General features: G+C 61.4%; 10 protein-coding genes. 4 read left to right on the top strand and 6 right to left on the bottom strand.

The features are described from left to right. Positions 1-170: 170 nt before the first annotated feature. Together PSH90_RS14090 and PSH90_RS14085 are read right to left on the bottom strand one after the other, a co-directional pair. On the bottom strand, positions 171-1,292 hold the full coding sequence (locus PSH90_RS14090; RefSeq protein ID WP_305380817.1) for an alkene reductase: 1,122 nt from the start codon (positions 1,290-1,292) through the stop codon (positions 171-173). Positions 1,293-1,394: 102 nt separating this feature from the next. Beyond that, positions 1,395-2,072 (bottom strand): type 1 glutamine amidotransferase domain-containing protein, encoded by a 678-nt coding sequence (locus PSH90_RS14085; protein ID WP_150635214.1) that lies wholly within the window; start codon positions 2,070-2,072, stop codon positions 1,395-1,397. Between the two features lie 212 nt (positions 2,073-2,284). On the opposite strand from PSH90_RS14085, the gene PSH90_RS14080 reads away from it, so the two are divergent. Continuing rightward, positions 2,285-2,869 carry a TetR/AcrR family transcriptional regulator gene (locus tag PSH90_RS14080; RefSeq protein WP_305380816.1) on the top strand — a complete coding sequence of 195 codons (585 nt, stop codon included), beginning with the start codon at positions 2,285-2,287 and terminating at the stop codon, positions 2,867-2,869. Positions 2,870-3,076: 207 nt separating this feature from the next. Here the strand turns inward: PSH90_RS14080 and PSH90_RS14075 are convergent, their stop codons facing one another. Continuing rightward, positions 3,077-3,409: a hypothetical protein gene (locus PSH90_RS14075; RefSeq protein ID WP_305380814.1), complete on the bottom strand. Its 333-nt coding sequence runs from the start codon at positions 3,407-3,409 to the stop codon at positions 3,077-3,079. Between the two features lie 25 nt (positions 3,410-3,434). After that, positions 3,435-5,645 carry an aldehyde oxidoreductase molybdenum-binding subunit PaoC gene (gene paoC / locus PSH90_RS14070; RefSeq protein ID WP_305380812.1) on the bottom strand — a complete coding sequence of 737 codons (2,211 nt, stop codon included), beginning with the start codon at positions 5,643-5,645 and terminating at the stop codon, positions 3,435-3,437. Positions 5,646-5,911: 266 nt separating this feature from the next. On the opposite strand from paoC, the gene PSH90_RS14065 reads away from it, so the two are divergent. Then, positions 5,912-8,038, top strand: coding sequence for a TonB-dependent siderophore receptor (locus tag PSH90_RS14065; RefSeq protein ID WP_073476248.1), 2,127 nt, complete (start codon positions 5,912-5,914; stop codon positions 8,036-8,038). A gap of 235 nt (positions 8,039-8,273) precedes the next feature. Continuing rightward, positions 8,274-9,680, top strand: coding sequence for a GABA permease (gene gabP / locus PSH90_RS14060; RefSeq protein ID WP_305380810.1), 1,407 nt, complete (start codon positions 8,274-8,276; stop codon positions 9,678-9,680). Here the strand turns inward: gabP and PSH90_RS14055 are convergent. After that, positions 9,677-9,889 carry a hypothetical protein gene (locus PSH90_RS14055; RefSeq protein WP_041480326.1) on the bottom strand — a complete coding sequence of 71 codons (213 nt, stop codon included), beginning with the start codon at positions 9,887-9,889 and terminating at the stop codon, positions 9,677-9,679. The two genes, gabP and PSH90_RS14055, sit on opposite strands and share 4 nt — an antisense overlap. Positions 9,890-9,907: 18 nt before the next feature. Next, positions 9,908-11,959: a pyridoxamine 5'-phosphate oxidase family protein gene (locus PSH90_RS14050; RefSeq protein WP_305380809.1), complete on the bottom strand. Its 2,052-nt coding sequence runs from the start codon at positions 11,957-11,959 to the stop codon at positions 9,908-9,910. A gap of 284 nt (positions 11,960-12,243) precedes the next feature. On the opposite strand from PSH90_RS14050, the gene PSH90_RS14045 reads away from it, so the two are divergent. Further along, positions 12,244-12,873 carry a glutathione S-transferase family protein gene (locus PSH90_RS14045; protein WP_056786106.1) on the top strand — a complete coding sequence of 210 codons (630 nt, stop codon included), beginning with the start codon at positions 12,244-12,246 and terminating at the stop codon, positions 12,871-12,873. The last annotated feature ends 333 nt before the right edge of the window (positions 12,874-13,206 follow it).

Raw genomic sequence — 13,206 nt, 5'->3', positions numbered from 1 at the left:
AACTCCAATAGTTATACAGATTGTTTGTTATGTATAGGTTTTAGCGGCCACTGACATCCTATTGTGGGAGCGAGCCTGCTCGCGAAAGCGTCCTGTCAGTCAATACAAGTGCTGACTGACCCACCGCCTTCGCGAGCAGGCTCGCTCCCACAGGAACTTGTTTTGGGTTCTTAGGCGGGGTAGGTCGGGTAATCGATATAACCCTCGGCACCACCGCCATACACCGTCGCCGGATTCAATTGGTTCAACGGCCAGTCATGGGCAATCCGCGCCGGCAGATCGGGGTTAGCCATGAACGGTCGGCCAAACGCGACGAGATCCGCCAGGCCCGACTCAAGCAATTGCGCCCCGGTTTCGGCGGTGTAGCGACCGGCATAAATGATCGCGCCGCTGAACGTGTCGCGCACGGCCTGGCGAAAGGTCTGCGGCATCGCTGGCGCGTTGTCCCAGTCGGCTTCGGCGATCGACAGGTAGGCGATGCCGACGTCTTCGAGAATCTTGATCGCCGCAATGTAAGTTGTGTGCGGATCTTCCTCGACCAGGCCCAGATACGTCCGCGCTTCATCAGTTGTAGTGAACAACGGCGCGAAACGCACACCGACCTTGTCCTTGCCGATGCATTCGGCGACGCCGGCCACCACTTCGCGCAAGAAGCGCAAGCGATTGTCCAGCGAGCCACCGTACTGATCGGTGCGCAGGTTGCTGTGGGCGGAGATGAACTGGTTGACCAGATAACCGTTGGCGCAATGCAGTTCGATGCCATCGAAACCCGCATCCATCGCGTTGCGCGCGGCCTGGATATACAGCTGAATCAGTTCCTGCACTTCATCGGTGCTCAGCGCGCGCGGAGCGGACGGCGGCACCAGTTCACCGACACCAGGCGCGGTTTCGATGAACACGCTGACGCGGTCCGTCGCCACCGCAGAGGCCGACACCGGCGCATCACCATTAGGCTGCAACGCCGTGTGCGAGACCCGACCGACGTGCCAAAGCTGGGCGAAGATCACGCCATCCACCGCGTGCACCGCCTCGGTGACTTTGCGCCAACCGGCGATCTGCTCCGGCGTATGAATGCCCGGCGTCCACGCATAACCTTGCCCGCGCGGTTCGATCTGGGTGCCTTCGGTGACCAGCAAACCGGCACCGGCGCGCTGCTGGTAATACTCGGCCATCAATTCGTTGGCGACATTGCCCGGTTGCGTGCTGCGCTGGCGGGTGAGAGGTGGCAGGACGATACGGTTTTTCAGGGTGTGTGCGCCCAATTTGGCAGGCGTGAAGAAAGCGTTATTCATGGAGTAAGCCTTGAATCTGATTAGACCAGTCGACTAGTGACTGGGCAAAAAAACAACGCCGGGCGGTACGCACGCGGCGTTGATCGGGGTAGAGCGAGGGATTCAGCCGAGCATCTTCAACAGCTTTTCGGCAACGGCGGCGGAGCTGGCCGGGTTCTGGCCGGTGACCAGTTGACCGTCAGCCACCACATGCACCTGCCAATCGGCGACTTTCGAATAGCGCCCGCCCAGACGCTGGAATTCGTCTTCGATGAGGAACGGCACCACGTCAGTCAGGCCGACCGCCGCTTCTTCGGCGTTGGTGAAACCGGTGACGTCGCGATCTTTGACGATCGGCTGGCCGTCAGCGCGCACCACATGACGCAACACGCCGGGTGCGTGGCAGACAAAACCGTGAGGTTTGTTGGCGCGGTCGAAGGCTTCGATCAGTGCAATCGAGGCCTTGTCTTCGGCCAGATCCCACAGCGGGCCGTGGCCGCCTGGGTAGAACACGGCGTCGAAATCTTCGGCCTTCACGTCAGCCAAACGGCCAGTGGTGGCGAGTGCCTGTTGTGCAGCCGGATCAGCGCGGAAGCGATCGGTTTCGGCAGTCTGCGCGCTTGGCTCATCGCTTTTCGGATCGAGCGGCGGCTGGCCGCCGGCAGGCGATACCAGCGTGACGTCGGCGCCGGCGTCCTTGAAGGCGTAGTAGGGCGCGGCGAACTCTTCCAGCCAGAAGCCGGTTTTCTTGCCGGTGTTGCCGAGTTGATCGTGGGAAGTCAGAACCATCAAGATTTTCATATAGCACCCTTGGGTTGGTCTGGCATCGGCAGAAGGCGAGGGATTCGCTTGTTGTCGGTGCCGCATGAATTTGTGTGTCGGGGCGCAGCATAGTTTCCAATTAGACCAGTCGTCTAGCAATTTTTTCAGAAAATGTTTTTGCCCGTCGGTTATGGCAAACTCCCGGTCCTGAAAACTATACGACTGGTCTATTGTCTGGAATTTTGCGCACCATGAAGCCGACCTTTGACGACACCCGCCAACACTTGCTCGACACCGGCCACCGGATGATGGCCGAGAAGGGCTTCACCAGCGTCGGCCTCAACGAGATCCTGCAGACCGCCGGCGTGCCCAAGGGCTCGTTCTATCACTACTTCAAATCCAAGGAGTTGTACGGCCAGGCGCTACTCGAGGATTACTTCGTCGACTACCTCGCCGACATGGAGCGCCGCCTGACATTGCCTGGGCTGTCTGCCTTCGAGCGTTTGATGGATTACTGGCAGGGCTGGCAGAACCGCTGCACCCTCGAAGGCCACGGCGATGAATGCCTGGTGGTGAAACTCAGCGCCGAAGTCGCCGACCTGTCCGAATCAATGCGCCTGACCTTGCGCGACGGCGCCGAACGCATCGTCGCGCGCATCACCGAATGCATCGAACAAGGCCAAAATGACAAAAGCCTGCCCGAGGGCGATGCGCGGAAGTTGGCAGAGACGCTGTATCAGCTCTGGCTCGGCGCGAGTCTGCTGAACAAACTGCAGCGCACCGGACAGTCGCTGGAAACTTCGATGGCGATGACCCGGCAGCTTTTGCGAGTCTGAGCCTCGCCGCAGGTCCCTGTATGAGTGAACCACCGATCTTGATTCAATCCCCAATCCCTGTGGGAGCTGGCTTGCCAGCGATGGCGGTATATCTGCTACATCAATGCTGGATGTGCTGACCTCATCGCTGGCAAGCCAGCTCCCACAGGGATTTGCGGTGGTTGTCGCAGTTATGTCCAGGGAGTACCGGATCAGGCCACTCAACATTCAGTCAGGGGACTTTTCCTCTTCAGGCAGTTGGGCAAACCACTGCGCATACGGTGTATTGCTCACCTTGAATCGGTTGTAATCCGGGCTGCCGTCATCCCACCACACCGGCCCGCGCTCACCCAGCGCGACTTTGGCGTCGTTGACGCGAGCTCTCGCTGACTTCAACGCCTGTGCATCCTCCGCACGCTTTGCCTCTTTGACCGCACGCCGCGCTGACATGAGTTCGGCTACAAATGCCTCACGCTCGGCGGCTGGCAGCGATGGATTGCTGCAACGCCATAGCTGTTGCTTGACCACAAAATAGCGGCCATCGGGGGTGGTGGGGTACATGGGCGATATCCTGCGTGATCCAGTCTCAGACCGGGTAGGACAACTCGCCGATGAGTTTATCCAGCGTAATCGGATAATCGCGCACCCGTACGCCACACGCGTTATAGATCGCATTGGCGATCGCCGCCGCCGCGCCGCTGATACCCAGCTCACCGACGCCTTTGGCCTTCAGCGGGGTGGCATACGGGTCGACTTCATCGAGAAAGATCACTTCCTGATGGGGAATGTCGGCGTGCACCGGCACCTCGTATCCGGCCAGATCGTGATTGACGAAAAAGCCGATTCGATGATCCACCGCCAGCTCTTCCATCAATGCCGCGCCGGCGCCCATGGTCATGCCGCCAATGATCTGGCTGCGCGCGGTTTTCGGGTTGAGGATGCGCCCGGCGGCGCACACGGCCAGTTGCCGACGCAGGCGAATTTCGCCGGTCGCCGCATTGACCGCGACCTCGGCGAAATGCGCGCCAAAGGTCTGCTGGGCGACGCGCTGGGCAAGGTCTCCGTACTCCATGCGGTCCTCGCCCGTCAGCTCGCCATTGGCTGCGGCCTGAGCCAAGCCAACCTGCTGCGAGCCTGCGCGAATTTGCCCGTCGACAAACTCGGCTTGCTGCGGGTCAAACCCGACGGCGCGAGCGGCTGCTTCACGCAGTTTCACACACGCGGCATACACGCCGGCAGTGGAGGAGGCGGCTCCCCACTGGCCGCCGGAGCCCGACGATTCCGGAAACCGCGAATCGCCCAAGTGCACCACGACACGGTCCAGCGGCACGCCCATCATTTCGGCAGCGGTCTGGGCGATGATGGTGTAACTGCCGGTGCCGATGTCGGTCATGTCGGTTTCCACGGTGATGACGCCTTGACGATCGAGACTCACCCGCGCCGCAGAAGCGGTGGTCGGTGCGCCGCGAATCGCCGAGGCCAGCCCGATGCCGATCAGCCAGCCATCCTCACGGCGCTGAGCGGGTTGAGGGTTGCGCTGACGCCAGCCAAAGCGTTCGGCCCCAGTGTTCAGGCATTCCACCAACTGCCGTTTGGAGAACGGCCGCGCCGGTTGCTCCGGATCGACCTGCGAGTTGTTGAGGATGCGCAGCTGCAGCGGATCCATCTGCAGCTTTTCGGCCAGTTCATCCATGGCGATTTCCAGCGCCATCATCCCCGGTGCCTCGCCCGGCGCGCGCATCGCCGAACCCTCGGCGAGATCGAGCACGGCGAGATTCAGACGGGTCATGCGATTGGCCCCGGCGTAAAGCAATCGGGTTGACGCGGTGGCCGCTTCGGCGCGACCACCGCGCAGATTGCCCGACCAGCTCTCGTGGCCGATCGCCGTGATCACGCCGTCACGGTTGGCACCGATGCGCAGGCGCTGAATCGTCGCCGGACGATGGGTCAGGTTGTTGAACATCAGCGGCCGCGGCAGCGCGACTTTCACCGGTCGCCCGGCATGTCGAGCGGCCAGGGATGCCAACACTGCGTCGCAAAGAATCGTGCCCTTACCGCCGAAACCACCGCCGATATACGGCGAGATCAGGCGCACATCTTCCTTGGCGATGCCGAGGGTTTTCGCCAGATCGCGCACGCCCCAGTTGATCTGTTGGATCGATGTCCACAAGGTCAATTGCGTGCCACTCCAGCGGGCAATGGTTGCGTGCGGTTCCATCATCGCGTGGGCCTGGTCAGGCGTGCTGTAGTGCTGATCGATTTGCACTGGCGCAGCGTTGAAGGCGCCTTCGAAGTCACCGACGCTGGTTTGCGGCGGCGGGCCGAAACCGGCCGGTGGCGGTGGAGTGGCGGAGTCTTTCGCCGCCGCCAGATCGAATGAACCTGGTTCGGCCACGTAGCGGATGTCGAGCAAGCCGGCGGCCGCGCGGGCCTGTTCAAAAGTGTCTGCGACGACAATCGCCACGGCCTGGTGATAGTGATCGACCTGCGGCCCGGCCAAGGCCCTGGCTACGTAAAACTCGCCTTTGGCCAATGCCCCGGCGTTTTCGTAAGTGACGACGGCGATCACCCCTGACGCCTCCCGCGCTTGCGTCGAATCGATCGAGGCAATGCGCCCCTTGCCGATCCCTGCGCCGACGATATAGCCGTAGGCGGCGTCCGGCACCGCTGCGTTTTGCTCGTAGGCGTAGGGGGCGGTGCCGGTGGTTTTCAGCTTGCCGTCGATGCGGTCGGCAGGTTGGCCGATCACCTTCAGCTGGTCGATCGGATTGGAGCCGGCCGGGGTGTCGAATTTCATCTGCAAATTCCTTCCAGACAGGCTGGCGACGCACACGTAGCGCGGCGCAGCCATCGGTTGACGTCGGATCTCTACGAGCCTAGGCCATCGACGCGCCACTGATAATGCGCGGATTCAGGATGGAGTGATGAATCTCGCTCACCAATCCTGATCAACATGACAAATAGGAATACGTTTCAATTACTAATGCGACCGTATACCATGCGCGACGTTTTCACTGGCGGTTTTGCCCTTCGTTCTGGCCTATTCGTAAAGGTTTTTACCTCATGCGTCGAACTCTGCTTTCCATTTGTGTGCTGCAGGCGTTGTCTTCTTCCTCGTGGGCTGAGTCAGCCGAACCGACTTCTTCAACGCTTGAGCTGGAAGCCACCGACGTGGTCGGCACAGCGGATTACGAAAGGGCAGACGGTCCGGTGCAAGGCTATCGCGCGACGCGTTCGGCCAGCGCCACGCGCACCGACACTTCGATTCATGAAACCCCGCAGTCAATCAGCGTGGTGACCAAGGATGCCGTCGAAGACCTCGGCGCCACGCGTTTGCAGGATGCGCTGGATTACGCCGGCGGCGTCGGGCGCGCGAACAATTTCGGTGGGCAGGGCCTGACTACGTTCACCGTGCGCGGCTTCACCACGGGCGAGTTCTACCGCAACGGTTTCCCGATCAACCGTGGCTACCCGAACATGCCAGACGCCAACACCATCGAGCGTCTGGAAGTGCTGCGCGGCCCGGCGACCATGCTCTATGGCCGTGGCGACCCAGGCGGTACCTTCAACGTGGTGTCGAAACAGCCGTTGCCCGAGCGCACCGTTACGTTAGGCAGCCAGTTGAACGACCAAGGCATGAAGCGCGGCACCCTCGACGCTTCCGGGCCACTCGACGAAGAAGGGCGTCTGGCCTATCGCTTGAATGTGGTGGGCGAGGGCGGCGATACCTTCCGCGATCATGTCGAGAACGAGCGCTACGGCATCACGCCGGTGCTGACCTGGCAGGCCACCGATGCGACCAAGCTGATTTTCGAAGGCGACTTCATGCGCAACAACGCGCCGCTCGATCGTGGCGTCACGCGCTACCCGGCGCAGATCGGCACCGCCTCGCGCGATACCTTCTTTGGCGAGAAGGACGTCGGCAAGCTGCACAACGACAACAACATGGCGCAGTTGCGTTTCGAGCACATGCTCAACGATGACTGGACCCTCGGCGGTGGTTTCCAGTGGCTCGACGGCTCGCTCAAGGGCAATGCGATCGAGGCCAACGGCATTGCCGCTGACGGCCGCACGCTGGGACGCAACTTCAACTACCGCAAGCTGGAATGGACCGACAAGGACACCCAGCTCAACCTCACCGGGCATTTCGACACTGGCGGTCTGCAGCACACCTTGCTCACCGGCATCGAGTATGAAGATTACGATTACAAGTCGATCATCCAGCGCTCCAGCGGCGCGGTCAGTGCCTACCCGATCGACATCTTCAATCCGGTTTACGGCCAGCCACGCCCGGCGCTGACCCGCACGCCGACCCACGACAAAGAAAACCTCAAGACCTACGCCGCGTTCGTGCAGGATCAGGTCGCCCTGACCGACAAGCTCAAAGTCCTGGCCGGCGCGCGTTTCGAGCGCTTTGAGCATGACTATGAAACCTACGTGCCGGGCGGCAAGAGCTGGCAGGCCAGCGACAATGCCGTCACCCCGCGTATCGGCATCACCTACGATTTGACCGATACCCTGGCGGTGTACGCCAACACCGCGCGCTCGTTCAAGCCCAACACCGGCGCCAGCCGCGAAGGCGGCGGTTTCGCCCCGGAGAAAGGCAAGTCCTACGAGATGGGCGTGAAGTGGGAAGCGCTGGATCAGCAGTTGAGCGTCGACGCGGCGATCTACCAGATCGAAAAACGCAACGTGCTGACCACCGACCCGGTGGACTCCACCTTCAGCGTCGCCGCTGGTGAAGTACGCAGCCGTGGTTTCGACGTCAACGTCACCGGCAACCTCACCCCGGAGTGGCGAGTGGTCGGCGGTTACGCTTACGTCGACGCCGAGGTGACCAAGGACAACACGCTGCGCTCCGGCACCCGACTGCTGAACATCCCGAAGAACAGCTTCAGCCTGCTCAACATGTACGAGTTCCAGGACGGCACGCTCAAAGGCCTTGGCCTTGGCACCGGCCTGAAATACGTCGACGAGCGCGCCGGGCAGACCGCCAACACCGCGTTTTCCATGGGCAGTTACACCGTGGTCGACCTGCTGAGCTTCTACAAGGTCAACGACAAAGTGCGGCTCAACCTCGATGTGAAAAACATCTTCGACCGCGACTACGAAGAAGGCGCCTTCGGCAACGTTTACGCCTACCCGGGCGCGCCGCGAACCGTGCAGGTAGGGATTTCCTACACGCTGTAAATTGCCGCAGCGGTTGCCGCCGACCCATGGTGGCCTGAGAGTGGCATGTCGAAATCAGACATCGGCATGCCGCACTCAGGCTAGTTGGGCGGCGGTCGGGCCACGTAAGGTGAAGCATCATTTCGTCGGCGAAGCGTCTGCGTCGCTGCTTTCGCCTGAGTCGACTCAAGGAAATGATGATCGCCTGACGCACAGTCAGTGGCCCAAACGTCGATCATGAGAACAATAAGAACCCATGACTAGCCTGAACCCCAAGGACTCCAACGGTCAGTTGGCGCAAGGTTTCAAACCGCGTCACGTCACCATGCTTTCCATTGCCGGCATCATCGGCGCAGGACTTTTCGTTGGCTCAGGCCACGCCATCGCCGCCGCAGGACCTGCGGTGCTGCTCGCTTATCTGTTCTCCGGTCTGCTGGTCGTGCTGGTCATGCGCATGCTCGGTGAAATGGCCGTGGCGCACCCCGACACCGGCTCGTTTTCCACCTACGCCGATCAAGCCATTGGCCGCTGGGCCGGCTTCACCATCGGCTGGCTGTATTGGTGGTTCTGGGTGCTGGTGATTCCCATCGAAGCACTGGCCGCCGGTCACGTGCTCAATCAGTGGTTTCCCCAGGTCGATGCCTGGTTGTTCGCCTTGCTGTCGATCGTGCTGCTGGTGATCACCAACCTGTTCAGCGTGTCGAAATACGGTGAGTTCGAATTCTGGTTCGCCATGGCCAAGGTCATCGCGATCATCGGTTTCATCGGCCTGGGCTTTGCGGTGCTGATTGGCTGGATTCCCGAGCGCGAAGCCAGTGGCTTGAGCACGCTGATGGCCGAGCACGGCGGCTTTGCGCCGAACGGCATGTCGGCGGTGGTTGGCGCGTTCATCACCATCATGTTCAGTTTCATCGGCACCGAAGCGGTGACCATCGCCGCTGCGGAGTCGAACAACCCGGCGCAAAACATCGCCAAGGCCACGCGCTCGGTGATCTGGCGTATCGGCATTTTCTATCTGCTGTCGATCTTCGTGGTGATTTCCGTGGTGCCGTGGAATGACCCGCAGCTCGCCTCGGTCGGTTCCTACCAGCGCGCACTGGAACTGATGAACATTCCTAACGCCAAATTCCTCGTCGACGTCGTCGTGTTGATCGCGGTGGCCAGTTGCATGAACTCCTCGATCTACATTTCCTCGCGCATGCTCTATTCGCTGGGCCGACGCGGCGATGCGCCGCCGGCATTGAAGGTGACTTCGGCGGCCGGCGTGCCACGCCCGGCGGTCATTGCCAGCACGGTGATCGGCGCAGGCGTGACGTTACTCAGCTATTTCATGCCGGCCGGGCTGTTCCAGTTCCTGCTCGCCAGCTCCGGCGCAATCGCCTTGCTGGTGTATCTGGTGATCGCCATTTCGCAGTTGCGCATGCGCCGCCGACTGGAACGGGAAAAGGTCGAAATGACCCTGCGCATGTGGCTGTTTCCCTGGCTCACCTGGCTGGTCATCGCCTTCATCTGTGCGGCTTTGGCAGTGATGATGATCACCCCTGAACATCGCCTGGAAGTGACCTCGACCATTGGCTTGGCGCTGCTGATTTCCTTCGTCGGATTGATCACCAGCCGCCAGCATGGGCCGGCGGGCAGAGTGGCGGCGGTGAGCAAAGCCTAAGCAAACAACGCCTTGAGCCCACGGGAAAACCAGCCGTTCGGGCTCGAAGGCAGATGCTCACGTTGATTGAATGAGCCCGTCAACGCGCAGGTTTCACCGGCGAGCGAGCCCATCAGTTGCGGCAGCAAAAAACTGCGTTCGCATTCGCTGGCGGACAGTCCGGTTTTCTCTTGCGGCCAAACGACGCTGGTTTCGGCAAACGGCTTCATGGCACACCTCCTCAACATTCAAACATCCAGCACCAGGGTGTCGCTGCCCTGCGCCGGGGCGGCGCAGCAGATCAGCACTTCGTCATCCGCCAGACGCATGGCCGGCGGGGTGAGGTAATGCACCTGGCCGCTGGTAAGGCGGGTTTTGCAGGTGCCGCAGGACCCGCCGCGACAGCTGAACTCCGGATTCAAGCCACGCGCCTCGGCCAGTTCGAGCAAGGTGCCGCTGCCCGGTTCCCAGCGTGCTTCCTTGCCGGACGTGGCAAACAACACCTTGACCGGTTCTTCGGCGACCGGTACTTGCGGCGGCGCCGGGGTACTGATTTCGACATCGCGGATCAGCGTCGACGGGCCGAAGGTTTCGGCGTGGATGCGATCGTCCGGGATGCGCATTTTGCGCAGGCCGTCGTACAGCGCCTGGGTAAAACTGCCCGGGCCGCACAGGTAGAAATCGTAGTCATCCAGCGGCAGCAGGCTCTTCAGCAAGGCGATGTCGATGCGCCCGGCATGATCGTAACCCTGCGCTGTTGCTTCCAGCGGCGGCTGGCTGACCACGCGCAGCAACTTGACCTTGTCACCGGCGCGTGCAGCCAAGGCATCGATTTCTTCGCGAAAGGCCAGATCCTCGACGGTGCGACTGCTTTGCACCACCCAGGTCGGGCGCATGCGGCTGATGCGTTTGCCCTGATAGACCACCTCGCGCAGCATCGACAGCAACGGCGTCACCCCAACCCCGGCGGCCAATAGCACCAGTGGCCGGCGTTCGGTGGCGTCAACGGTGAAATCGCCTTGCGGCGCGCGGGCTTCGATCAAATCCAATGCCTGAACGCGATCATGCAGATGCGAGGATACCGAGCCATCGCGTTTGACGCTGATACGCAGAAACTCGTCCGACGGCGCGCTGGACACGCTGTAGGTGCGGATCGACGCGGCGTCCTGGCCGTCGAGCAAGACCTTGATCGGCAAGTGCTGGCCCGGTTCGAAGCGCGGCAGGCCGAAGCCGTCGTTGGCTTGCAGGTAAAAGGAGCGGATCTGCGGACTCTCATCGACCACCCGCGTGACGTGCAGCGCGCGCCATTGATTGCGCAGCGCCTCGGCCTGCAAACGCTCGCGGGTCTGCTCCCAGCTGCCGGTCATTTGCGAATTGGGCGAATCGCCTTGCGGCTGCTCGGCCCAGCGTAGTGGCAATGCGGCCTGACGGTAAACGATGCGCTGCGGCTTGAAGCGCCACAGACGCTCGGCGCCCTGGAACGCGGCGATTTGCGGATCGTCGAGCAGCACTTCTGCGCTGCCGGTCATCTGCAACAGATCGCCGCTTTCAAAATCGATGAAGGTCAGCCCGGCGCGCGGGTTGAGCAGGATGTTGCCCAAGGTGTTGAAGAACAGATTGCCGGAGAAATCCGGGATGGTCAGGGTGCCGTCCTCGTCCATATGGACGAAACCGGATTTGCCGCCGCGATGGGACACATCGACTTGCCGCTCACCGTCGCGCACCACGTAAGTGGCCACGTAGAACGAATCGGCGGCGGTGATCATGTCGCGCACCAAGGGTTCGCTGACAGGCAGGTCGAGCGCGGTGTCGGTGGTTTCGTCGACGAACGCGTAATGGCGCAGATTGATGTAGCGCGGGCAGTTGCCGTAAGCCTGGGTCACGCCGATCTCAAGAATGTTGTCATCGCGGCGGCTGATGTTGCCGTTCATGCGATTGCGCCGACGGGTGTGCAGCTCGATGCCGAGCATGCCGATCGCGTCGCCGGGCTGCAGGCCTTGATTGGCCGGGTCATTGGGCTGGGCGTCAAGTTTGATCTTCAGAACCTGTGGTGACGGCGAATCCATGAACCCCGGTTGACCGGTGCGCAGCGTCGCCCACGGGTCGCCCTGGCCATCAACGGCGCCGAGCACGACGAAGGGCAGTTGCGCATAGAACTCGCGGTGCTGATCCGGCATCCAGTCGCGGGCCAGTTGCCGCTGGCCGACACCGACCATCATCTCCACCGCGCCGACGGCACGTTGCAGGGTCAGCTCACCTTCATGCCAGGGCGAGGGCTGCGGTTTCGACGCTGTGTCCATTTCGATTCTCCTCGGGTGCAAACGGGCCGGTGAGCCGCCAGGGGCTGAAGCTCAAGTGGGCTCATGTTCGCCCTCGGCCGGTTGCGAGGGAATGGCCAGAAACTGCAATCCACTGTTTCACGCGGTGAAATGATCCCTACGCGCGCCTAAGGACGAGGATGATTATTTCACTGGCTGAAATGCTCGATTGTATTTGCTGAGGATTCCGCGATTTGCGGCAGGGGAGCAGGATGAGCCCATCGACACGATCAGCGGGTCGACCTCAAATAATCCAGGAGCACGTCATGTCTCAGTCAGCCGTCAAACTGTATCGCCATCCGTTGTCCGGCCACTCGCATCGCGTCGAGTTGATGCTGTCCCTGCTGAATGTTCCGACCGAACTGGTGTTCGTCGACCTGATGAAGGGCGCACACAAAACCCCTGAATTCCTCGCCCTCAACCGTTTCGGCCAGGTGCCGGTGATTGATGACAACGGCACGGTGCTCGCGGATTCCAACGGCATTCTGGTTTATCTGGCGAGCAAATACGGCAACGGCCAGTGGCTGCCGAGCGATCCGGTCGAGCAAGCCAAGGTGCAACGCTGGTTATCGGTAGCTGCCGGGCAGATCAGCTCCGGCCCGGCCACGGCGCGCTTGATCACGGTGTTCGGCGCCGGTTACGACGCGGCTGATGCGATCAAGCGTTCCCACGCTTTATTGCAAGTGATGGAAGACGAGTTGGCCAACAGCGCATTCCTTGCCGGCGACAAGGCAACCGTCGCCGATGTGGCCGCCTACACTTACGTCGCCCACGCACCGGAAGGCAATGTCTCGCTGGACGAATATCCGAATGTTCGGGCGTGGCTGGAACGGGTCGAGGCGCTGCCGAAATTCGTCGGCATGCAGCGCACAGCGGTGGGCCTGCAAAGCGCTTGATATCAGCACACGCCAAAAAACCTTGTGGGAGCAGGCTTGCCCGCGATAGCGGTGGGTCATTCAACGGTGATGTTGACTGACAGAATGCCTTCGCGAGCAGGCTCGCTCCCACGGGTTTGGCGTCAGCTGTCCCATCCATGCATTGGAAGACACTGTCTCGCTGGAGGAATATCCGAATGTGCGGGCGTACTGGCGGGAGTTGAAGCATTGCCCAAATTTAACTGTGTACACCAAACCCTGTGGGAGCGAGCCTGCTCGCGAAAGCGGTGTGTCATGCAACGGTGATGTTGACTGACGGAAAGCTTTCGCGAGCAGGCTCGCTCCCACATGATT

This window comes from Pseudomonas sp. FP1762 (assembly GCF_030687105.1).
Taxonomy (GTDB): domain Bacteria; phylum Pseudomonadota; class Gammaproteobacteria; order Pseudomonadales; family Pseudomonadaceae; genus Aquipseudomonas; species Aquipseudomonas siliginis.
This window is presented reverse-complemented; position numbering and strand designations above follow the sequence as displayed.

Excerpts from the sequence above, each read along its gene's own strand:
- PSH90_RS14080 (WP_305380816.1), top strand. The coding sequence starts at position 2,285 with ATGAAGCCGACCTTTGACGACACCCGCCAACACTTGCTCGACACCGGC.
- PSH90_RS14075 (WP_305380814.1), bottom strand. The coding sequence starts at position 3,409 with ATGTACCCCACCACCCCCGATGGCCGCTATTTTGTGGTCAAGCAACAG.
- PSH90_RS14050 (WP_305380809.1), bottom strand. The coding sequence starts at position 11,959 with ATGGACACAGCGTCGAAACCGCAGCCCTCGCCCTGGCATGAAGGTGAG.
- PSH90_RS14065 (WP_073476248.1), top strand. The coding sequence starts at position 5,912 with ATGCGTCGAACTCTGCTTTCCATTTGTGTGCTGCAGGCGTTGTCTTCT.
- gabP (WP_305380810.1), top strand. The coding sequence starts at position 8,274 with ATGACTAGCCTGAACCCCAAGGACTCCAACGGTCAGTTGGCGCAAGGT.
- PSH90_RS14045 (WP_056786106.1), top strand. The coding sequence starts at position 12,244 with ATGTCTCAGTCAGCCGTCAAACTGTATCGCCATCCGTTGTCCGGCCAC.
- PSH90_RS14085 (WP_150635214.1), bottom strand. The coding sequence starts at position 2,072 with ATGAAAATCTTGATGGTTCTGACTTCCCACGATCAACTCGGCAACACC.
- PSH90_RS14055 (WP_041480326.1), bottom strand. The coding sequence starts at position 9,889 with ATGAAGCCGTTTGCCGAAACCAGCGTCGTTTGGCCGCAAGAGAAAACC.
- PSH90_RS14090 (WP_305380817.1), bottom strand. The coding sequence starts at position 1,292 with ATGAATAACGCTTTCTTCACGCCTGCCAAATTGGGCGCACACACCCTG.
- paoC (WP_305380812.1), bottom strand. The coding sequence starts at position 5,645 with ATGAAATTCGACACCCCGGCCGGCTCCAATCCGATCGACCAGCTGAAG.